General features: G+C 60.9%; 20 protein-coding genes. 15 read left to right on the top strand and 5 right to left on the bottom strand.

Annotation, left to right across the window (positions count from 1 at the left end; translation table 11 throughout):
- Positions 1 to 248: 248 nt before the first annotated feature.
- Together G5287_RS20325 and G5287_RS20330 are read right to left on the bottom strand one after the other, a co-directional pair.
- Positions 249 to 4049, bottom strand: coding sequence for a translocation/assembly module TamB domain-containing protein (locus G5287_RS20325; RefSeq protein WP_421231793.1), 3801 nt, complete (start codon positions 4047 to 4049; stop codon positions 249 to 251).
- 61 nt (positions 4050 to 4110) lie between these two features.
- Entirely contained in the window at positions 4111 to 5886 is a 1776-nt protein-coding gene (locus tag G5287_RS20330; RefSeq protein WP_100646312.1) for an autotransporter assembly complex protein TamA, read from the bottom strand.
- Positions 5887 to 6400: 514 nt separating this feature from the next.
- Here G5287_RS20330 and G5287_RS20335 point away from each other — a divergent pair.
- From G5287_RS20335 to mltB, 10 genes are all read left to right on the top strand, one after another.
- Positions 6401 to 6775, top strand: a complete 375-nt coding sequence (locus G5287_RS20335; RefSeq protein ID WP_421231794.1) for a hypothetical protein — start codon at positions 6401 to 6403, stop codon at positions 6773 to 6775.
- Between the two features lie 133 nt (positions 6776 to 6908).
- Positions 6909 to 7187, top strand: coding sequence for a peptidylprolyl isomerase (locus G5287_RS20340; RefSeq protein ID WP_033136755.1), 279 nt, complete (start codon positions 6909 to 6911; stop codon positions 7185 to 7187).
- Between the two features lie 178 nt (positions 7188 to 7365).
- Positions 7366 to 8040 (top strand): DUF1499 domain-containing protein, encoded by a 675-nt coding sequence (locus G5287_RS20345; RefSeq protein WP_421231795.1) that lies wholly within the window; start codon positions 7366 to 7368, stop codon positions 8038 to 8040.
- A gap of 25 nt (positions 8041 to 8065) precedes the next feature.
- The gene (locus G5287_RS20350) at positions 8066 to 8647 is read left to right on the top strand and encodes a carboxymuconolactone decarboxylase family protein (RefSeq protein ID WP_042052696.1); all 582 of its coding nucleotides are present in this window, start codon (positions 8066 to 8068) and stop codon (positions 8645 to 8647) included.
- Positions 8647 to 10800, top strand: a complete 2154-nt coding sequence (locus tag G5287_RS20355) for an FAD-dependent oxidoreductase (protein WP_421231796.1) — start codon at positions 8647 to 8649, stop codon at positions 10798 to 10800. Before G5287_RS20350 ends, G5287_RS20355 begins: the two co-directional genes overlap by 1 nt.
- 17 nt (positions 10801 to 10817) lie before the next feature.
- Positions 10818 to 12038 carry an ABC transporter substrate-binding protein gene (locus G5287_RS20360; protein WP_421231797.1) on the top strand — a complete coding sequence of 407 codons (1221 nt, stop codon included), beginning with the start codon at positions 10818 to 10820 and terminating at the stop codon, positions 12036 to 12038.
- A 77-nt stretch (positions 12039 to 12115) separates the two neighbouring features.
- The gene (locus tag G5287_RS20365) at positions 12116 to 13750 is read left to right on the top strand and encodes an ABC transporter permease (protein ID WP_421231798.1); all 1635 of its coding nucleotides are present in this window, start codon (positions 12116 to 12118) and stop codon (positions 13748 to 13750) included.
- A gap of 23 nt (positions 13751 to 13773) precedes the next feature.
- Positions 13774 to 14424 (top strand): ATP-binding cassette domain-containing protein, encoded by a 651-nt coding sequence (locus G5287_RS20370; RefSeq protein WP_074042682.1) that lies wholly within the window; start codon positions 13774 to 13776, stop codon positions 14422 to 14424.
- A gap of 16 nt (positions 14425 to 14440) precedes the next feature.
- The gene (locus G5287_RS20375) at positions 14441 to 15082 is read left to right on the top strand and encodes a CDP-alcohol phosphatidyltransferase family protein (protein ID WP_074042681.1); all 642 of its coding nucleotides are present in this window, start codon (positions 14441 to 14443) and stop codon (positions 15080 to 15082) included.
- A gap of 105 nt (positions 15083 to 15187) precedes the next feature.
- Positions 15188 to 16270 (top strand): lytic murein transglycosylase B, encoded by a 1083-nt coding sequence (mltB, locus tag G5287_RS20380; protein WP_421231799.1) that lies wholly within the window; start codon positions 15188 to 15190, stop codon positions 16268 to 16270.
- 102 nt (positions 16271 to 16372) lie between these two features.
- Here mltB and pgm read toward each other — a convergent pair whose 3' ends face one another.
- Entirely contained in the window at positions 16373 to 18037 is a 1665-nt protein-coding gene (gene pgm, locus G5287_RS20385; RefSeq protein WP_227340871.1) for a phosphoglucomutase (alpha-D-glucose-1,6-bisphosphate-dependent), read from the bottom strand.
- A 58-nt stretch (positions 18038 to 18095) separates the two neighbouring features.
- On the bottom strand, positions 18096 to 18605 hold the full coding sequence (gene seqA / locus G5287_RS20390) for a replication initiation negative regulator SeqA (RefSeq protein WP_421171963.1): 510 nt from the start codon (positions 18603 to 18605) through the stop codon (positions 18096 to 18098).
- Positions 18606 to 18879: 274 nt separating this feature from the next.
- Here seqA and G5287_RS20395 point away from each other — a divergent pair, with 274 nt between their 5' ends.
- From G5287_RS20395 to fldA, 4 genes are read left to right on the top strand one after another with little or no spacing between them, the layout of a single operon-like run.
- Positions 18880 to 19662: an alpha/beta fold hydrolase gene (locus G5287_RS20395; RefSeq protein ID WP_227340873.1), complete on the top strand. Its 783-nt coding sequence runs from the start codon at positions 18880 to 18882 to the stop codon at positions 19660 to 19662.
- Between the two features lie 55 nt (positions 19663 to 19717).
- On the top strand, positions 19718 to 19939 hold the full coding sequence (locus tag G5287_RS20400; RefSeq protein WP_005334296.1) for a DUF2788 domain-containing protein: 222 nt from the start codon (positions 19718 to 19720) through the stop codon (positions 19937 to 19939).
- 19 nt (positions 19940 to 19958) lie between these two features.
- A complete protein-coding gene (gene ybfE / locus G5287_RS20405) occupies positions 19959 to 20255 on the top strand; it encodes a LexA regulated protein (RefSeq protein WP_005334297.1) in 297 nt (98 codons plus the stop codon).
- A 39-nt stretch (positions 20256 to 20294) separates the two neighbouring features.
- Positions 20295 to 20819 (top strand): flavodoxin FldA, encoded by a 525-nt coding sequence (gene fldA / locus G5287_RS20410; RefSeq protein WP_005344430.1) that lies wholly within the window; start codon positions 20295 to 20297, stop codon positions 20817 to 20819.
- 90 nt (positions 20820 to 20909) lie between these two features.
- Here fldA and G5287_RS20415 read toward each other — a convergent pair whose 3' ends face one another.
- Positions 20910 to 21383 (bottom strand): DUF4442 domain-containing protein, encoded by a 474-nt coding sequence (locus tag G5287_RS20415; protein ID WP_227340874.1) that lies wholly within the window; start codon positions 21381 to 21383, stop codon positions 20910 to 20912.
- 242 nt (positions 21384 to 21625) lie between these two features.
- On the opposite strand from G5287_RS20415, the gene fur reads away from it, so the two are divergent.
- Positions 21626 to 22054 (top strand): ferric iron uptake transcriptional regulator, encoded by a 429-nt coding sequence (fur, locus tag G5287_RS20420; RefSeq protein WP_005334301.1) that lies wholly within the window; start codon positions 21626 to 21628, stop codon positions 22052 to 22054.
- Positions 22055 to 22155: the final 101 nt, after the last annotated feature.

Below are 22155 nucleotides of genomic sequence, written 5' to 3' on the forward strand. Positions count from 1 at the left end.
AGCGGCCAAAGGGATCAGACTGTAAATCTGACGGCTCTGCCTTCGAAGGTTCGAATCCTTCTCCCTCCACCATCATTCAGAAAACCCGGCCTAGTGCCGGGTTTTCGCATTTTTGGCCCATCGCAATTCATTCTCCCTCTGCACTGCCAACCTTTATCACGGCTTGCCCGCGGCCGATCGAGCAATACAAAACGGGAGGCCTGCGCCTCCCGTTTAGATTCATATCAGCCCTGTTACGGGATGAAGCGTTACAGAGTAAAGCGATAGAAGATATCGACCGCCTGAGCCACCCCGCTCATCGCCTGCAGATAGAGCCGTGGCAATACCTCGTAGCGCAGCTTGAACTCGGCGATGGGGCTGAAGACCCCGACCCCGTACTGGAACTGCAGGCCCGGCAGCAGATATGCAGACAGAGTCACCTGGGTGTTGTCACCACTGCCCGCGGTATCGAGGGAGACATCGCTCATCCCGAGCGACTCGCCGATGCTCGACACCACGCCGTTGGCCTGACTCACCGCACCGGCCACCAGCAGGCCGTTGAAACCGCCATCCTCACCGCCGGTCTGCAACCCTTTGCCGCGCAGCAGATAGGAGAGCTGTTCCGACTGCGCCATCTGCGGCTCGGAGTAGACAGTGATTTCAGGCTTGCTGGCAGGGCCGGTCACCCGCACCCCGACCGTCACCTGACCTTCTATGGTATCGGGATCCCGGTTGGCCTCGATGTTGAGGAAGGGCCGATCCAGCGGACCGGAGAAGAGGATCCGCCCCTCCTTGATGATGAGGTTCTGACCATAGGCCTTGAAGCGGCCGTTGGTCAGCACCAGCTGGCCGTTGCCTGCCAGCGGTTTCTCGGGATCCTGACGGATATTTAGACCGCCGGAGACATCTGTCTTCAACCCCATGGCATCGAGCTTAACATCGTTGCCAAGGCGGATCGCCACCTTCATCGCCAGCGGCAGACTTGCCTGCTTGGGAGCAGGGGGCAGATCGTCATAGACCACAGTCACATCGTCGGAGACCGCCACCGCCGAATCCGGCAGACTCTTGACCAGAATGCGCGCCCAGGGAATATCCACCTGACCGGTAATCCGGGTCTCCTCCCCCAGCGACACCGCGATATCGGGCGAGACTCTGACCCGGCCCATGCCCGGATATTGCGCCTCCAGATCCTTACCCTGAATGGTGAGACTGCCGCTGACCGGCATCTTGGCCCAGCTGAGCCAGCCGCCCAACGCCAGCGGCCCCTTGCCCACCAGCATGGAGCCATCGAGCTCGGCGCGGTTGCCCTCGATCTTGAGGCGGGTCACCAGCTTGGTCAGGGTCACCATGTCGGAGTGAGTCTGCACTTCACCGTCACGCAGGTTGAGCTGGCCAAACAGCAGGGGCGCCGCCAGGGTGCCGTCGAAGCGGGCATCGGCGGAGATGATCCCTTGCAGGGAGCGCACCTCAGGGATGAGCGGCGCAAAGGTATTAAGCTTGAGGTCGTCAAACTTGAGCTGACCGCCGAGCAGACCGCGACCGGCAGGCTCCCTGATCAGCAGATCGGTATCGATATTGCCGATCTGCTTGGAGGCAAAATCGAGGCGAATGGCCGCCTGCTGCCGCTCGAAATCCAGGGCCAGAGCCAGCTGCTGATAATCAGTCTTGAGACCATCTGCCACAAAAGTGCCCGGTGTGGTACGCACCACCGCATGCAGGGTCGGCTGATTGCCACGCCAGCTGGCGCGGCCATCGGCCGAGAGCATCGCCTGCCAGCGGAAGTTGTCAGGCAACCAGGGGCGCAGCCGCTTGAGATCAAACTCGCTCAGGGCAAACTCCAGAGTCCCCTGGGCAGCGGAAACCTGACTCCCCTTGACGCAGAGGCTGGCCCCCTGGGAGCCGAGGCAGAGATCCCCCATCGCCAGCCGCTGACGCGGCAGATCGAGATCCAGTGCCCAGGGGGAGCTCAAGTCCCAACGGCGCAGCGGGGTTTTCAGCCGCAACTCGGAGAGCGCCCCGCGCCAGTGATCCCCGCGCACGCCGCCACCCAGTTTGAGGTTGGCGGCAACAGGGTCACCCTTCATGGTCAGGGTCAACAGATGCTGACTGATATCGCCGCTGAGGTTCAGGGCCAGCTGGCTGAGCTTGGTATCCCCCTGTTTCAGCTGCGCCACCAACAACGCGAGCTCACCGGCCGGTTTGGCGCCGATCACCGCATTGCCCTTGAGACTAATGCCCTTCAGGTCGGTGCCGGCATAGTAGAGCCGGTCGGAGGCCAGATCCGCATCGATTTTTGGCGTCTGCTGATTGCCACTGACCTTCACCTGTCCCTTGATATCCCCTTTCAGGCCGGGATAGATACCCCCCAGCTGGGGAGCCTGCAGGTTGGCATCGAGCTTCCATTGGGCAGTGCTGATGCTGCCCTTGGCCTGCAACTGGTTGGGGCCACTTTGCAGCGAGAGCGCCGGGATCTGCCACTCCATCTTGTCATTACCGCTAAGCTCCCCCTTGAGGGCCAGCGGGTACTGGTTGAGTTTGCCATCCACCTTGAGCTTGGGCAGTTTCAGCTCCCAGTGACCCGCCTCGTTCATCACGAAACGGCTCTCCAGCTCACCGGCCAGCGTCCCTTTCAGCTCAGGCAGCAGCTCGGCCGGATTGATCCCCTTGAACAGTGTGGTCCCCTGCCACTCAACCCCCTTGTTCCAGGCGAGCTTGCCATCGAGCTTGAGCTCCCCCTTGAGGGCATTGAGCTGCAAGGCGATCTTGCTGAGCCGCTCCAGATCCCCCTTCCCGTCCAGCGCAAGCTTGAAGGGGGGAACATCGGTTCCCTTGCCGGAGGTATTGAGGGCAAACTGATAGCCGGAGAGCTTGCCCTTGGCAGTCAGGCTCCCTTTGTCCAGCCGATAGCTCGGCTCATCTTTGGCAGGCTTGTGCAACGGCCAGCTGAGGCTCTTCCAGTCAAGGGCCAAATCAAAAGGGAGATCCGGGTCGAGCGAGGCCAGAGAGCCCTTGAGATTGGCGGCGATCGGCCCCTTGGCCGACAACGCCAGCCCCAGCTTGCCGACCGAGCCGCTCAGCGCCAACGTGGCCTGCTCACCCTGCAGCTCGCCATCCAGCAGCCCCTTGCGGGCCTTGGCATCCAGGGTCACCGCCAGCGGGTAGTCGTCACTGAGCTGGATATGGCCCTTGAGCACCAGGTCAGCCATGGCGTGGCGCAGCGAGAGCTCGCGCACCTCGATGCGATCGTCGGCAGCAGTGGCCGACAGCAACAGCTTGTCGAGCCCTTCAATCAGCTCGCCCTGCTTATATTGCACCCGGGTCGCGCTGACCCCTTCCAGCTGGATGGGGAAAGGAAGATGAATGGCGGGCAGGAGAATGGGGGCAGCCTTTGCAGTTTTTGCAACTGGCGCCCCTTTGCCCTGTTTGGCTGTCTCGGCGCTGGCCTTGTCGTTGCGCGCCACCGCAGCTCCGGCTTGCTTCTCGCTAGCGGCCGGCTGCTTGGCAGATTTGGCTACGCTGGCGGGCGCCGCGTCATCCAGCGTCACCTTCAAGTTATCGAGCACCGGGCCGCGTACAATCAGCCCCTTGCGATTGAGGGTGGCGCCGATATCGAGGGACCCCAGGGTCACAGCCACACCGGGAACCGCCAGATCGAGATCGGCCACCTTGAGGCTATCGACCTGGATCTTGAGTGGCAGCGGGCGCCAGACAAAGGGTTCGGAAGGCTCTTCCGGAGCAGGCTCGGAATCGGCTACCTTGACCACCGGATGGGTCACCGCTAGGGATTTTATCCAGAGCTTGCCCTGCAGCAACTTGCCGAGATCCCAGTCGAGCACGGCACGATCCACTGTGACATCCACCAACTCATCCTGCCAGCCCACCCCTTCCAGGGTCCAGCCATAGCCAAGCTGACCGGCCACCAGCTCCCCCTTGAGAGAGGGCAGCGCCGCCCTGGCCTGTTGCCACAACCACTTGTTGCCCTGATGGGTAAAGCCCAGCAGGCTGACGCCGATGAGCAGCAGGAACACCAGCCCCATCAGCCAGAGAAAAATGCGTTTTAGCCAGATCACAATGCAGACCCCCGCGCAAGATACAGCCGCAGCGGCCAAAGAAAAAAGCGTTTAGACAACATCATAATTCAGGCCCCAATGCGAAATGCAGCCGCAAGGGCTTGTCCTCCTCTGATACCCCGACCGCCAGATCCAGCCTGACCTGACCGATGGGGGTGACCCAGCGCACACCGACGCCGGTACCTATTTTCCAGGGCTCGCTGTAATCGGTGGTGGAGGTGCCGCCATCCACAAACATGGCCCCCAGCCACTTCTCGCTGAAGCGGTAGTTGTATTCCAGACTGGCCACGCTGGTGTAGCGGCCACCGGTCAGCTTGCCATCCGGCCCGGTGGGGGAGATGCTCTCGTAACCAAAACCGCGCACCGTCTGATCGCCACCGGTAAAGAAACGCAAGGACGGCGGCACCAGCGAGAAGCTGTCACCTATAATGGCCCCCTGCTCGGCCCGCATCAGGAATCTGTGGTTATCGCCAAGAGTTCGCAACCACTTGCTGCGCCCCCACACCCGCATAAAGCTGATGTCGGAACCCCATCTGGGGTCGGAGAACTCCAGCGTCAGCTGCTGGCGATCCCCCCAATCGGGCACCAGAGTGCCGCGCACCCGCAGCCGGGACCAGGAGACCCCTGGGATCAGCAGCAAACTGTTCCCTTCGTCGGCGCCCTGGGTATAGATCTCGTTCTCCAGCCGGATAAAGACGTCACGGTCCCAGCTCTCCGGCCGTCGCGTCCAGCGGTGCACACCGATAGTAGTGAGATCGGAGCGGGTATCGTTGTTGTCCTTGTACTGGTAACCGGTCTGGATGGAGTAGTAGTCCCGCAGCGGGTTGCCCACCGGGATCTGGTAGTCGAAGCTGAGCTCGGCCTCCGGCGCCGACACCTTGGCGGTGGCAAACAGACGGTGGCCGTAGCGGTTGACCCAGGGCTTCTCCCAGGTGGCACTCATCCGCGGCCCAACGTCGGTGGCATAACCGATACCGGTCTCGATTTCGTGATCGACCCGGTTATCCAGCGTCACCGCGATGGGCACCCGATAGTTGCTCGCCTCGCTCAATACCGGCTTGATATCGACCTGACGGAACAGCTTGGTGGAGGAGACATCCTGCGACATCTCGGCCAGACGGATGGCGAGATAGGGGTCGCCGCTCTTGATGTTGATAAGCGGGCGAATAAGATGAAGCGCTTCGGGGGTGGCATCGTAGCGGATCTCGCCAAAACGGTAGCGATGGCCCGATTCGAACAGAATAAAGATCTCCGCCGTCCCCTTGTCCGGGAACACCTTGACCTGACTCTTGCTCAGCTTGGCATCAAAGTAACCACGGGCCAGCCCGAGGCTGCCGAGATCCGCCTTGATGGATTCATATTTGGCGTGGTTGAGGGGCTCCCCCTCTTTGAGGGGCAACTTGTCCAGCAGGGCGCTGTAGAGCTCGTCGCTGCCCGCATCCCCCTCCAGCAGAATATCGAGGCGTGAGACGATGACCGGCTCCCCCTTGTCCACCTCAATCACCACTTTGGACGGGGTTTTCTTGTCGCGACTCAGAGTGATTTTCGGCTGGTAGTAGCCATAAACCTGCAGCGCCTTTTGCACGCTCTCGGTAATTTTTGCGCGGGCCGGGCGGTATTGCCGCTCCTGGTAGACCGGCAGGGCATTGAGGTAGGCTTCAACGTTATCCTTGTTCTCCCCTTTCAACCCTTTGACCTGATAGGTGAGCTTGGCGGCAAACGCGGGCGAAGCCAGCAGCGACAGCAACAGGCCCACCCCCAGAACCCGCAGGCCGCGGCGAAAGGCAGAGCCAGACAGTGAACGCCCTGCCAGCAGGGATGAAATGCATCCTGTCAAAGGTCAATATTCCTGAATCTGTGGTGAAGGAAACCAGCGCCCTTTCGGGCCAACCCCGAATGCGGCGCAGCACGCCATGCAGTGCATGGCCGTGACACGATAATGCGCGCCAGAAAAATGGCGAACCTTATCCTAACATAGGCATCGGCCAGCGACAGCGCGGTGCCATTGGCAAATTCGCCATATCTTTTAAGAGGTTGACCACAAATCACACATTTTGGTGACGATGACGCCGCCCGCTTTCCCGATGGAAGCGAATTGACCTGCCCTGAACAAGGCTCACCCCACCATCAGGCACCATTTGTCACCTCTCCTCCTCTCTTTACCACCAGAAACCCACCACGACAGAGTTTGTCGGCATCGCCCCACCCTCACCGTTTAACAGGCCCGGCACACCCTAAAGCCCACCGTAGCGGGTGATTAAGAATTGCTCGTTCAGCGCAATCGAATTATCCCGCTGCCTTTGCAAGCGCCCCTCCCTCACACTTGAACCATCAACTGAAGGAGACACATCATGCATGCACGTAGCGAACAGATGGCTGACTATATTGCCGATCGTCTCGAGTTCATCACCTTTCTCGCCTGTTGCAGCGCCCTGCTGGCCCTGCTGACCGGCATGAGTGGCCAGCAGGCGCTGGCCTTTACCGCCCTGAACCTGCCGTTTGGCCTCGGCATTCTGCTGGCAATGGCGATGCTGGCCCCCCTGCCCGTCCACTGGCGGCTGCCGGGCATCACCTTGCTGCTGGCAGGTTGCGCCCTGATGACCCTGCAACTGGGGGGTGAGTGGCTCAATCCGCTGGCTATCTGGTGCCTCTACGCCCTGCTCGGGCTGGAGATCATCTGGCAAGCGCGTCCCCACGCCGTGCTGGCCACCCGCGCTCGCCAGTAACAGGGCTGACGAACGCCGGTAAATGGCGGGTTGTGATGGCTGACGCCGGTGGCAAATTGGGGTACTCTTGCGCCCCGATTTGCTACCACCCTTGGCGTTAACAACCTTCGCCATCACTCTCAGGAGCGCCCCGATGAAAAAAGCCTGTGCCCAGCACATTCTGGTCAAGACCGAAAAACAGTGTCTGGAGATCAAGGAGAAGATCGAGAAGGGAGCCGACTTCGGCCAGATGGCCAAGCGCTTCTCCACCTGCGCCTCTTCAAAACGCAGCGGCGATCTGGGGGAGTTCAATAAAGGGGATATGGTCAAGCCCTTCGACGATGCGGTATTCAAAGGCGAACTGCTCAAGGTGCTGGGGCCGGTGCGCACCAAGTTCGGTTTTCATCTGATCAAAGTGCTCTATCGCAACTAAGTCATCGCAACTGACCATTCTCTCGGTGAAGCTCCCGTCAGGCGGGCTTCACCTCCCTCTGCATTCCCTCGCAAAACTGGCCAAAACCACGCCAAACTCTCATCAATTTACTAACGTTATCAGGCAATTAAGTTTATCCTTCTCGGCATTGTCCACATTCGACGATGGATCCCGTGCTATGCCCCGCTCTTGCTTGTGGCCCCTGCTGGCCTGGTTACTCCCGCTCGCTGGCGCCCTCGGCAGCCGCTTTCATCTCTGGCCCTGGTGGATAGGTTTTGCGATCTGTCTCATCGGAGCCCTTGTCTCCCTGATCTTGCTGGTACGCCTGCCCTGGAGCCGCAACCGCTATGCCAGCGGCCTTGGCGCCTTGCCACTGCTGCTACCGCTGACCTTTGTGCTGCAGGCGCTGCGCATGCCGCTGATCAACGATGTGAGCACAGATCCCTACAATCCCCCCCAGCTACGCTGGGCGGCAGAGCTGAGAACGGCGCAGGATCTGCCAATAAATAGCGCACCGCTGAAAGCAGTTGAGGCAAAACCCGGTCCTCTCTTTACCAGGGCCTCTCCTGCCGAAGTGCTGATTGAAGCCAACGAGCTGATGCAGGAGCTGGGCTGGCAGATACGACCCAGCCCGGATGGCCTGGATGCAGTGGTCACCACCGGCTGGTTCGGCTTTCAGGATGATGTGGCGCTGCGGGTCTTTGCCGGCCCCAAAGAGACTCGCATCGATATGCGATCAGCCTCCCGTCAGGGACAAAGCGATCTGGGCACCAACCGGGAGCGGATCGAGGATTTCCTGACCCGCCTGAACGAGCGGTTGGGCCAAGCCTACAAACCCAATTTGAAACCGTAAGTGTGAAACAACAAGAAGGTAACTGATGCGCGTTGAGGTCAAACCCGACCGGGAATATGCCTGGTTTATCCGCCCCTTTTTCTGGCTGCAAAAGCGCAACTATGGTCAGGTGCTTATTCCGGGCAAGTGCTGGGGCCGTTCGCCGCGCCTCTTTGCCGCCGTCGCCACCCTCTATGGCGTCATCAACCGCAAGCGCTCCCCCATAGATCCCGTGCTGCGCTCGCTGGTGACGGTGCGGGTCTCCCAGCTCAACTGGTGTCGTTTTTGCGTCGACATCAACGCCATGACCCTGGTAAAGAGAGCCGGCTCCAGCGAGAAGGTGGAGGCGCTAGCCAAGTGGCGCGAAAGCCCCTTGTTCGACGAGCGGGAGAAAGCAGTGCTCGACTACACCGAAGCGATGACTGGCCTCGATGGGGTGAGCGATGAACAGGCAGCCCGCCTCAAGCCCTGGTTCGATGACGATGCCATGGTGGAACTGACCGGCCTTATCGCCTTCCAGAACATGTCGGCCAAGTTCAACGCCGCCCTCGATATCGCGCCGCAGGGCTTCTGCCAGCTGCCGGTGCAGCCGGAACGCCCCGCCAAGCCCGACAGCAAGGACGCCTGATGAACCGGACCCGCCTGCTGCTTGCACTGGTGATGGGGGGCCTTATCGGCGCCTTTTTTGCCCTCGATCTCGGCCGTTACCTCACTCTGGACGCCTTGCAGGCCCAGCAGGCGGCAGTGGCGCAATGGGTCGACAGCCACTTTGTCTCGGCCAGCCTGCTGTTCGTGCTTATCTATGTGCTGAGCACAGCCCTCTCCCTGCCCGGCGCCAGCTTGCTCACCCTGGGTGGCAGCGCTGTGTTCGGCGTCGCCTGGGGGCTGCTGCTGGTCTCCTTCGCCAGCACCATAGGCGCGACCCTGGCCTTTCTCAGCGCCCGCTTTCTGCTGCGCGACTGGGTCACCGCCCGCTTTGGCGACAAGCTGGCCACCTTTCAGTCCGGCATGGCGAAGGAGGGGGCCTTCTATCTGCTCAGCCTGCGCCTCATCCCCATCTTCCCCTTCTTTCTGGTCAATCTGCTGATGGGGCTCACCCCCATCAGAGTCAGCACCTACTACTGGGTGAGCCAGCTTGGCATGCTGCCCGGCACCTTCGTCTATGTGCTGGCGGGCAGTGAGCTTGGCCAGTTAACCAGCACCGGCAATATCCTCTCCCCCGGCCTGATGGTCGCGTTGACCCTGCTGGGGCTGATGCCCTGGCTGGTCAAGAAATTGACCACACACCTCGCCCAACGGCGCCTGCTCGCCCCTTACCGTAAACCCGCTCGCTATGACTACAACCTGCTGGTGATCGGTGCAGGTGCAGGTGGGTTGGTCACCAGCTATATCGCGGCAGCGGTGAAGGCCAAGGTGGCGCTCATCGAGAAGCACAAGATGGGGGGCGATTGCCTCAACAGCGGCTGCGTCCCCTCCAAGGCATTGATCCGAAGCGCCCGCTTTGCCGCAGAGCAGCGTAAAGCCGACGAGCTGGGCTTTAGCCCAAGCCACTCCCGCGCCGATTTTGCCGCCGTGATGGAGCGGGTGGCTGAAGTTATCAAGGAGGTCGAGCCACACGACTCCATCGAACGCTATCAGGGGCTTGGAGTGGAGTGCATCGAAGGAGAGGCGCGGCTGGTCTCACCCTGGGAGGTAGAAGTGAACGGCCAGCGCCTTGCCAGCCGCCATATCGTCATCGCCACCGGCGCCCGGCCGCTGGTGCCCAAGCTGCCGGGGCTGGATCAGGTGCCTTACCTCACCTCGGATAGCCTCTGGCAGCTGCGCACCCCGCCGCGTCGCCTGCTGGTGCTGGGCGGTGGTCCTATCGGCTGCGAGCTGGCTCAGAGCTTCGCCCTGCTCGGCATTCCCGTGACCTTAGTGGAACTCTCGGAGCAACTGCTGCCCCGCGAAGACCGGGAGGTAGCCGACGCCCTGGCCGGCCAGATGAGCCGAGATGGCGTGCAGCTACTCACCGACTGGCGCGCCGAACGAGCCGACTATCTGCCCGCAGCCGAGGGGGATCTCCCCATCCAGCTGCAACTGCGCCGGGGCGATGAGACACAGGTGGTGGAAGGGGATCAACTGCTGCTGGCACTGGGACGGGTCGCCAATGTGAGCGGCTTCGGGCTCGAAGCGTTAGGGGTCGAGCTTGCCCCCCGCGGCACCCTAGCGGTCGATGGCTTCCTCACCACCAACTTCCCCAGCATACTGGCGGTGGGAGACGTAGCGGGCCCTTACCAGTTCACCCACTTCGCCGCCCATCAGGCCTGGTATGCGGCAGTAAATGCCCTGTTTGGCCAGTTCAAGCGCTTTCGGGCCGACTATCGGGTTATTCCGGCGGCCACCTACACCACGCCGGAGATTGCCCGGGTCGGCCTCAATCGCAAGGAAGCCGAAGCGCAGAGGATCCCCTTCGAGGCGACCCGCTTCGAGCTGGCCGAGCTGGATCGCGCCATCGCCGATGGAGAGCGCCACGGTTTTGTCGAGGTGCTGACCGTGCCGGGCAAAGATACTATCCTTGGCGCCACCATAGTAGGCACTCACGCCGGTGAACGGATCGCCGAATTTGTGCTCGCCATGCGTCACCGCCTCGGCCTAGGCAAGATCCTCGGCACCATTCACGCCTACCCTACCCTGATGGAGGGGAACAAATACGTGGCGGGTGAATGGAAACGGGCCCACCAGCCTACCCGGGTGCTGGCGTTGCTGGCCCGTTATCACCGCTGGCGCCGTGGCGCCTGACAATCAGGGAAACGTTTATGCTCAAGCCATTCTCACAACTCTGCTCACACCTCAACTCACACTGCAGATCTCGGCTCAAACAGCGGCTAAACGCCCTGCTGTGCGCCCTGCCACTGCTGGCCAGCGGCCCGCTGTTAGCCAGCCCTGATGACAACTGGCAACAGACCCTTGAGGAGGCGAAGGGGCAGACCGTCTACTTCAACGCCTGGGGCGGCAGCCCGGAGATCAACGCCTATCTGGTGTGGGCCGGGCAGGAGCTGGCGCGCGACTATCAGGTCAAGCTGGTGCAGGTGAAGGTGGATGACATCGCCCAGAGCGTCAGCCAGTTGCTGGCCAACAAGCAGGCGGGCAAGCAAGCTGGCGGCCCCATCGACCTTCTCTGGGTCAACGGCGAGAACTTCAAGGCGCTCAAGGAGCAGGGGCTGCTCGGCGCTCCCTTTACCGCCGAGCTGCCCAACATGGCGCATGTAGATAGCACTCTGCCGGTGAGTGAGGACTTCACCCTGCCGGTGGAAGGGCTTGAAGCCCCCTGGGGCATTGGCCAGCTCAATCTGATGGTCGACACCGAGGAGGTCGCCAGAGCGCCCACCTCGGCAACAGCCCTGCTGGCGTGGGTCAAGGCCCATCCCGGTCGCTTCACCTATCCCAAGCCGCCCCAGTTCCATGGCTCCAGTTTTCTCAAGCAGATCCTGCTGGAGTTGACGCCAGACCCGGCCCCCCTCTATCGGGAAGCGACCGAGAGCGAGTTTACCCAACTCACCGCCCCGCTCTGGGCCTGGCTCGATGAGCTGCATCCGGCACTCTGGCGCAAGGGAAAACTGTTCCCTACCAGCGCTGCCGAGACCCGCCAACTGCTCGATGATGGCGAACTGGCCATGGCTATCAGCTTCAATCCGCAGGAGGCGCAGAGCGCTGCCCAGATTGGCGCCCTGCCCCCCAGTGTGGAAGCGGTCGCCATGGAGAAAGGGGCGCTCACCAACAGCCATTTTCTCGCCATCCCCTTCAACGCCAGTGCCCGTGCGGGTGCCAAGGTGGTGGCCAACTTCCTGCTGAGCCCGGCGGCGCAGGCACGAAAAGCCAATCCGGCCTTCTGGGGTGATCCCAGCGTGCTGCGGGCCGATGCCCTGCCTGACCCCGCCAAGGGGCAACCGGCACTGCGCTTCAAAGCGGTGGCCGAGCCTCACCCCAGCTGGCAGCTCAAGCTGGAAGCGGCCTGGGCCGAGCGTTACGGTCACTGATGAGTGCCGCTGGTCACCCGCTTTCCCGCTCCCGACCGTGGCGCCAGTTGACACGCCACCCCACTATGAGTACGGGGATGGCGGTCATTTATCTGGCACTCTTCGTCATCCCATTGCTGGCGGGGCTGTGGCAACTGCTGGCGGAGGGGATGGCCGCCTCTCATCTCGCCTTGCTGCTGGCCCAGCCAGGCCTGTGGCACTCCGCTGCGCTGAGCCTGTGGATTGGCGCCGCCTCCACCCTCGGCAGCCTGCTGTTGACCTCCTTGCTGCTGGCCCACAGCGACAGCCGGGCTTTCGGGCTGCTCCGCCGCCTGCTCTCGCCCATGCTGGCCATGCCCCACGTCGCCTTTGCCATCGGTTTTGCCTTTTTGCTCGCCCCCTCCGGTTGGCTGCTGAGGCTCATCTCGCCAGCTCTGACGGGGTTTGATCTCCCCCCCGATTGGCAGACCATCCGCGACCCTTGGGGGCTCGGGCTGATTGCACTGCTCGTTTTCAAGGAGACCCCCTTTTTGCTGCTGATGGCGATGGCCGCACAACAGCCCATCTTGCTGGCACGCCAGCAGTGGCTGGGGGCAAGCCTCGGTTTTAGCGCCCCCCAGATCTGGTGGCGCCTGCTGCTACCGGCGCTCTGGCCCGCCCTGCGCCTGCCCATCTATGCGGTGGCGGCCTACGGTGTGGCGGTGGTGGATCTCGCCCAACTGCTCGGGCCCGATGCCCCCGCCCCGCTGGCGGTGCGGTTGTGGCTCTGGTATCAGGACCCGGATCTGCTCTGGCGCGGCGCCACCGCCAGCGGCGCCCTGCTGCTGCTCGCCATCACGGCGCTGCTGATCGCCATGCTCAGATTACTGGAGTGGCTTCATCAAGAGGTGAGCAAAGGCTGCTGGCTCGATGGCAAACGGGCTGCGTCCCACTCCTTTGCCAACCGGCTCGCAGCAGGCTCTGCATTCACTCTGATCACCGTCAATCTGGCGGTGCTGGTGGCCCTGCTGCTCTGGTCGCTGGCGCGCCGCTGGCCCTTTCCCGCCCTCTGGCCCAGCCAGTGGAGCAGTCACTACTGGCTGGATCTGCTGCCAACACTGCTGCCACTGCTGGCAACCAGCGCACTGCTGGCACTGGCGAGCGGCTTGCTCGCGCTGATGATGGCGGTGCTGAGTCTGGAGGCACAAGCCGGCCGCCGCCCCTGGCCACTCTGGCTTATCTGCCTGCCACTGTTGCTGCCGCAGGCGAGCCTGCTGTTTGGCATCCGGATCGGGCTGGACTGGCTTGCACATGACGCGATAAGCAGCGGCATTGGCTGGAGCTGGGTGCTCTGGAGTCAGCTGCTGTTTGTCTTTCCCTATGTCTATTTGTGCCTGCACGGCCCCTATCGCCAGTTCGATCCGCGGATCACCCAGAGCGCCCTGCTGCTGGGGGCAACGCCATGGCGAGCCTGGTGGCAAGTGAAAGCGCCGCTGCTGGCGCGCCCGCTGCTGTTTGCCTTTGCGGTGGGGGCTGCGGTGAGCCTGGCCCAATACCTGCCGACCCTGCTCTTTGGCGCAGGCCGGGTCGCCACCATCACCACCGAAGCGGTGGCCATCGGCAGCGGCCTCAACCGGCGACTGGCGGGGCTATACGGTCTGCTGCAACTGCTGCTGCCGCTCGTTATCTATCTGCTGGCGCTCTGGCTGCCGGCGCGGATCAATCCGGCGCTCAAGGGGGGCGGCTCACGATGAACTCTCATGATGGAAACAGCCATATGCTGAGCACCACGCCTCTTCGGCTTTACCTTGATGAAAATCTGCTGCTCTCGCTGCCCGCCCTGCAAGTGGCCCCCGGCGAGGTATTGACCCTGATGGGGCCAAGCGGCTGCGGTAAAAGCTCCCTGCTGGCGGGGCTGGCCGGGGTACTGCCCGGCGCGCAGACAGATAGCGGCCCGATCCGGCTTGAGGGGGAGGTAAGGCTCGGCGAGCGGCCACTCAACACCTTGCCTGCGCAAGCGCGGCGCATCGGCATGCTGTTTCAGGATGACCTGCTGTTCGACCATCTGACGGTGGCGGAGAACCTGATGTTCGGTATGCCTGCGACCATCAAGGGAAAATACGCTCGGCGGGAAAAGGCACTGACAGCGTTAACGCAGGTCGCGCTGGTGGATCAGGCTGACAAGCTGCCGCAGCTGCTGTCAGGGGGTCAGCGAGCGCGGGTCAGTCTGCTGCGGGCACTGTTGGCCGAACCCGACACCCTGCTGCTGGACGAGCCCTTCTCCCGCCTCGACAAGCCGCTGCGGGCCGCCTTTCGCGAACTGGTGTTCGCCCAGATCAAGGCGCTGGCCATCCCCGCCATCCTGGTGACCCACGATGCGGAAGACGCGCCGGGCACCATACTCAACCTCACCGAATGCCACTGTTAACCGAGGAGTGTTCACCTTGTTTGATCGCCATCTGATCCCCGTGATCCGCAGCCCTCTCACCCAGCTTGCCAAACCGCTCTGCCGTGCCGGGATCAGTGCCAATCAGGTGAGCCTCACCGGCTTTGCCATCGGCATGCTGGCGCTGCCGCTGCTGGCCTTTGGCTGTTATTCATGGGCGCTTGTGGCCATCCTGCTCAACCGGCTGCTGGACGGGCTCGATGGCGCCGTGGCGCGGGAAACCGGCATCACCGACTGCGGCGGCTTTCTCGACATCACCCTCGACTTTATTTTCTACGCCGCCGTGGTGCTGGGCTTTGCCCTCGCCGCCCCCGCCAATGCGCTGCCCGCCGCCACCCTGCTATTTGCCTTTATGGGTACCGGCTCGAGCTTCCTGGCGTTTGCCATCATGGCGGGCAAGCGGGGCATCGACAATCCGGTCTACCACCACAAGTCTCTCTACTATCTGGGCGGTCTCACCGAGGGGAGCGAGACCATCGCCCTGTTCGTGCTGATGTGCCTGTGGCCCGCCGCCTTCGCCCCGCTCGCCTACGGCTTTGCCCTGCTCTGCGCCATCACCACCCTGACCCGGCTCTGGAGCGGTTACCACACCCTGCGTCCCCCCCAGCGCGAAACAGCACAGCACTCACAGAAGGGCTAATCCATCGCACGATGAATTGGCGGCAAACAAGGCGCACGGAACACTTGCACGGGGATGACAATGTTTTACCATTGCGACACTTTTATCAGTCTCTTTGAGAACCCTATGCGTCGCCTTGCCTCTCTTCTCACTCTGTCGTTATTCCCCCTGCTCGGTGGCTGCAGCAGCGCCCCAGCGCCAAAGCCCGTGGTCGTCCCCCAGCCCAAGAGCGCCTTTATCAATCAGGCGCCATCGAGCAAACCCGTTTATACACAAGGGGTTAGCAAGGGGGACTTCGCCAATCGCCCCAACGTGGACCGGTTCGTCCAGAAGATGGTCGAGAAGCACGGTTTTGACAACGCCCAGCTGCATCAGGTGCTGGCACAGGCAGAGCGTTACGACTGGATCATCCGCCTGATGGATGCCCAGGCGCCGACCACCGCCAAGCCCACCGGCCCGACCGGTGCCTGGAACCGCTATCGCGCCAAGTTCATCACCCCCGACAACGTACAAAACGGCGTCAACTTCTGGCGTGAATACGCAAGCGAGCTGAACCGGGCGGAGCAGGTCTACGGGGTGCCGCCGGAGATCATCGTCGGCATTATCGGGGTGGAGACCCGCTGGGGCCGGGTGATGGGCAAGACCCGCATTCTGGATGCGCTGGCCACCCTGGCATTTGATTATCCGCGCCGCGCCGAATTCTTCACGAGCGAATTGGAAGCCTTCCTGGTGATGACCCGCGACGAGGGGATGGATCCCACCGAACCAAAGGGCTCCTATGCAGGCGCCATGGGCTATGGCCAGTTTATGCCCTCCAGCTTCCAGCGCTATGCGGTGGACTTTGACGGCAACGGCCACACCAACCTGTGGGATCCGGTGGATGCCATCGGCAGCGTCGCCAACTACTTCAAGGCCCATGGCTGGGAGAAAGGGCAACCGGTGGCGGTGCGTGGTCAGGGCCAACTGCCCGGCTATGAGCATGGCTTCCAGACCCGCTACCCGGTCGCTACCCTGCGCCGCGCAGGGCTCACCCCCACCAGCACCCTCGGCAACCACAGCGAAGCGAGCCTGCTGCGCCTCGATGTGGGCACCGGCTACCAATACTGGTACGGTCTGCCCAACTTCTACACCATCACCCGCTATAACCACAGCACCCACTACGCCATGGCGGTATGGCAGTTGGGGCTGGCGGTGAAGGCGGCGCGCTGACAACTCGCTGGCATAAAACAGACAATGAAAAAGGAGCCATTATGGCTCCTTTGTTATATCCAACGTTCCACCCCATCAGGGGCTCAAGGATGGCTACCTGATTTAGACGCCTGCCTTGGCCAGTGCCGCGGAGACGATCTGCTGGGCCTCTTGCTGGATGAGGTCGAGGTGCGCGTCGCCCTTGAAGCTCTCCATATAGATCTTGTAGATGGACTCGGTACCGGAGGGGCGCGCCGCGAACCAGCCGTTCTCGGTCACCACCTTGAGACCGCCGATGGCGGCATCGTTGCCAGGTGCCTTGGTCAGCTTGGCAATGATGGGCTCACCAGCGAGCGTTGAGGCTTCTACCAATGCCGGATCCAGCTTGGAGAGCACCGCTTTCTGGGCGCTGTTGGCCGGGGCGTCGATACGGCGATAGCTGGAGCGGCCAAACTTGGCTTCCAGTGCGTCGTAATGAGCCTGCGGATCCTTGCCGGTGACCGCCAGAATTTCCGCCGCCAGCAGCGCCAGAATGAAGCCATCCTTGTCAGTGGTCCAGACGGTGCCATCTTTGCGCAGGAAGGAGGCGCCCGCGCTCTCCTCGCCACCAAAGCCGAACTCGCCGCTGTAGAGGCCATCCACGAACCACTTGAAGCCGACCGGCACCTCTTTCAGGGTGCGGCCAATCTCACCGGCAACCCGGTCGATCATCGAAGAGGATACCAGCGTCTTGCCAACGGCCGCATCCGCAGACCAGCCGGTGCGATGGGTAAACAGATACTGGATTGCCACCGCCAGATAGTGGTTCGGGTTCATCAGGCCGGACTTGGTGACGATACCGTGACGGTCGTAGTCAGGGTCGTTGCCAAGGGCGATGTCGAACTTGTCTTTAAGGGCAATCAGGCTAGCCATGGCGAACGGGCTGGAGCAGTCCATCCGGATCTTGCCGTCTTTATCCAGGGTCATGAAGGAGAAGGTCGGGTCGACCTTGTAGTTCACCACCTCGATGTTCAGGCCGTAGGTCTTGGCGATAACGTCCCAGTAGGCAACGCCGGAGCCGCCCAGCGGATCGACACCGATCTTGATACCCGCGTTCTTGATGGCGTCCATGTCCAGCACGTTCTTCAGATCATCCACATAAGGGGTGACATAGTCGTGCTCGACCACGAACGGGCTCTTGAGCGCTTCGGCGAACGGCATCCGCTTCACACCGGCCAGACCCGCTTCCAGAATGGCGTTGGCACGATCCTCCACCCACTTGGTGATCTCCCCTTCGGCGGGGCCACCATGGGGCGGGTTGTACTTGAAGCCACCATCTTCCGGCGGGTTGTGGGACGGAGTGATCACCACGCCGTCGGCGCGCACTGCAGGCTTGCTGGCCCCTTCTTTGCCAGAGTTGTAGCGCAGGATGGCGTGAGAGATGACCGGGGTCGGGGTAAAGCCCATACCGGCTTGAATGCGAGTTTCAACGCCGTTGGCCGCCAGCACTTCGACGGCGCTGGCAAAGGCGGATTCAGACAGGGCGTGGGTATCCATGCCGACAAACAGCGGGCCAGTGATGCCGGCCTGCTGGCGATACTCCACCAGGGCCTGGGTCACCGCCAGAATATGGGATTCGGTAAAGGCGCTGTGCAGGGCGCTGCCACGGTGGCCGGAGGTACCAAAGGCCACCCGCTGCTCGGGGCGGCTCATGTCCGGCTTGTTGAGGTAGTAGGCGCTGACCAGACGGGGGATGTTGGTCAGGTCGCTTAAACGGGCCGGTTGACCGGCGTGGGAATGCTGAGCCATGGCGTTTTCCTTGCGTAATGGCGGCCTTGCCGGGCAAGGCCTGAGTCTTGAAGAATCGTTAAATGGCGCCACACACCAGCGCGATCACCTCTTCGCCATAGCCCATGCTGGCCATCAGCTGGGCAACCATGTTCTGCTTGCGGCTGGTGTTGGTGTTGGTGATCACCCAGAACGGGGTCTCCGGTACCGGCTTGGGCTTGGTGGTGCTGCCACTGGCGCGCAGAGCCTCGGGATCCTGCGAGAAATAGACGCGCTTGCGCCCCTTGATTTCGGTGGCCTGGGTAAAGCCTTCCGGGTTATCCCGGTAGAGGGTACTCAGCACCAGCATAAAGCGGTTGATGGACTTCTCTTCCTTTTGCAGCTCACCGGAATCGAGCAAGGCTTGCAGCCCTTGTTGGGTGGCTACCGTACTGGACTGTGCGACGGCAACTGGCTCGGCAACCGACACACGTTGGTGAGCAGGCTGTTCCAGCAGACGGCGCAGGATATCGGAGGCACTCTCACCAATGTGCCGGGTCTGGCTGGCGATATAGAAGTAGAGATCGTCATCAAGCTCGATGGTTTTCATAGGGATGCGCTGGACTCGTCGAAATTCGGATGCGGCGATTATACATAGGCAAACCCGACAGCCCAAGCAAGGGGCTGGCAGATGTACATGAATCTCATCGAGAATACGGCATAATAGCGGGCCAAGTGTGTGATCAGCCGCACTGATAGCCGATCCGGACGGGATTTTTTAGAAAAAAAACCACATAAAATCCCAATCCATTGGACGAAATCCTTTTCTTTCCAGTGCGTTAAATAAAACAGCGATACGCACCCACGACCGACAAGGTGTCATTTTGCAACAAAACAGCATATTGAACTTCAAGGAGCAGGGTCAGGGCCCGGCGGTCATTCTGATCCACGGCCTGTTTGGCAGCCTCGACAACCTCGGCCTGCTGGCCCGTGCTCTCTGTGAACAATACCGGGTCATCAGCGTTGATCTGCGCAACCACGGCGCCTCCTTTCATAGCAGTGAGATGAGCTATCCGGCGCAAGCTGGCGACATCCTGACCCTGATGGATCGGCTGAATATTGCCGAAGCCACCCTGATTGGCCACTCGATGGGTGGCAAGGTAGGGATGCAGGTCGCCAAGCTGGCGCCCGCGCGGGTGACCAAGCTGGTGGTGGCCGACATGGCCCCGATCGCCTATCCCCACTCCCGCCACCAGAATGTCTTTGCCGGACTCAACGCCACACTGCGCACGCCGCCGCAAAACCGCAGTGAAGCGGAAGCCATGCTGGCGCAGCATATCGAGCTCGCCGGGGTGCGCCAGTTTCTGCTCAAATCCTTCGCCAGAGGCGAGCATGGCTGGGGTTGGCGCTTCAATGTGTCCGCCCTTGAGCAAAACTACGCCAACATCATGGGCTGGCCAGAGAGTGAACACCGCTTCGAAGGGCCGGTGCTCTTTATCAAAGGGGGGGATTCTGACTATATGCAGCCGCAATACAGCGAGGCCGCACTGGCCCAATTCCCAGCGGCAAAGGTGCGTGTCATCGCCGGAACCGGCCACTGGCTGCATGCTGAAAAACCGATGTTGTTCAACAAACTGGTTGTGGATTTCCTGTCGACAGGCGGTTAACAGTTCCAAATCCTTTGTGATATAGTGCGCCCGTCATAAGGAGTGTGCGCAATCCATGCTAAGTGAACATATCGACCTGATCGAAAGTTTGGGCCTCAAGTTATTCTTTGTGGCCATTTTCATATTGATTGGCCTGGCCATTCAGGACGTGCTCAAACGCGGCAATGTGCCCCGTTTCGGTCGTTTCATCGTCTGGTTGGTACTGTTTCTGGGTTGTGCAGGTTTTGTCGCCAAGGGGCTGATCGAACTGGGCTGGGAAGGCTCAGGACTAGGCTAACAATTTTCATCTGTGATGTATGGCCAAACAGCAAACTGATCGAACAACACTGGATCTGTTCGCAAACGAGAAGCGCCCCGGCAGGCCAAAGACCAACCCACTCCCCCGCGAGACCCAGCTCAAGATCAACAAGCGTAACCAGCTTAAGCGCGATCGGGAGAATGGTCTGAAACGGGTAGAGTTAAAGGTAGAGGCCGAGTTGCTGGAGCGCCTGAACCAACTTGCGTTGCAACAGAACATCAGCCGAGCCGAGCTGATCCAATCTATCCTGAAGCAACAGATTGAATCCGCCTTTGCGGTGGATATTGCAGTCTGAGCGTCAAGCATTAACACCAAATACGGGTAACTAAACACTATGGCAAGTGTAGGTCTGTTTTTTGGCAGCGATACCGGTAACACCGAAGCTGTCGCCAAGATGATCCAGAAAGAGCTGGGCAAGAATCTGATTGAAGTCCGTGACATCGCCAAGAGCAGCAAGGCCGACATCGAGAACTTCGATCTGCTGATGTTCGGCATCCCGACCTGGTACTACGGCGAAGCACAGGCCGACTGGGACGACTTCTTCCCCGATCTGGGCGAAATCGACTTCACCAACAAGCTGGTCGCCATCTTCGGTTGCGGTGATCAGGAAGACTATTCCGAGTACTTCCTCGACGCCATGGGCACCCTGCGCGACATCGTTGAAGCCAAAGGCGCCATCATCATCGGTCACTGGCCGACTGCCGGCTACGAGTTCGAAGCCTCCAAGGCACTGGTCGATGACAAGCACTTTGTCGGTCTGGGTATCGATGAAGATCGCCAGCCGGAGCTGACCGCCGAGCGCGTCAAGGGCTGGTGCAAACAGCTGCACGAAGAGATGTGCCTGGGCGAGCTGGAGTAATCCGCTTCCCCTCATACCTATGACAACAAGGGCCCCGACGGGGCCCTTGTTGTATCTGCTTGTTGCGATACCGGCCTTTATTCTCTCCTGTTATTCACCTCTGTGCTCCGGTTTGGCTCGCACATAGAGGGTACGCTTGACCTGCGCCACCAGTTCGCCGCTCTTGTCCTGTACCGTGACCTCGAATTCGGGGAAGTGTTTGGTGCCACCTTCAGTCGCCGCCACGATTTCGGCCAACTTGCCCTCGGTCAGGTTGAACTCGGCCACCAGCTTGCCCTTGCCCGGCTTGATGTAGTTGATGCTGCCCGCCTTGTCCCAGACGTAATAGCGATTCTTGAAGTAGCCCATAAGCATCAGCGGATAGATGGGGTCCGTCATGGCAAACATGCTGCCGCCAAACTGAGTGCGGTTGGCGTTCTTGTTCCACCAGCGGGATTTCAGGGTCACCCGACAGTAGCGAAAGTCATCGCTCAGGGTCTCTATCTTGATACCGGCGCCCCAGAAGGGGGGCCAAGCGTTGAGTGCGCGGCGCACCCAGGCCGCATTGTCAAAAAGCCAATCCATGGATCTCATCCGACCAGAAATATGAAAGTTACATCTTATCAACATCTGCCATGCCAGCAAGTCGGACGACACGATTGATTATTTCAATCCAACCGGCCATTTATGGCTAAACCCCTTGAATTGCTGGGTTTATTTTTAGGGAGGCTACGACCTATAATGACAGGCCAAGCGAGTTCAAGGTTGCCATTCCTGCGGCAGTCCATCAGAATAACCCCACCTTCGAGAATGCGAATAAGTAGAATATGGCAGACAACAACCAAGCGTTAAAAAAGGCCGGGCTCAAGATCACCTTGCCCCGGGTCAAAATCCTGGAAATCCTGCAACAGCCGGACTGCCAGCACACCAGCGCCGAAGATCTCTATAAACGACTGATCGACCTGGGTGAAGAGATTGGTCTCGCTACCGTCTATCGCGTTCTCAACCAGTTTGATGATGCAGGTATCGTTACCCGTCACCACTTCGAAGGTGGCAAGTCGGTATTCGAGCTGGCCACTCAGGAGCACCACGACCACCTGGTTTGCCTCGACTGCGGCAAGGTGATCGAGTTCTCCGACGAAGTGATCGAACAGCGTCAGCGCGAGATCGCCAAGAAATTCAATATCCGTCTCACCAACCACAGCCTATACCTCTACGGTCATTGTGCTACCGGTGAGTGCAAGCACGACGAATAAGTCGGCCGCGACTTGCAGATAACGGTGTCTAGTCCTGAAATAGGTTTACACATTTTCAACTAGCATTTCTCTACTCAGAACCCCCTATGTACCGCATCGGG

The sequence above is a fragment of the Aeromonas sp. 603079 genome, assembly GCF_049172135.1.
GTDB lineage: Bacteria > Pseudomonadota > Gammaproteobacteria > Enterobacterales > Aeromonadaceae > Aeromonas > Aeromonas veronii.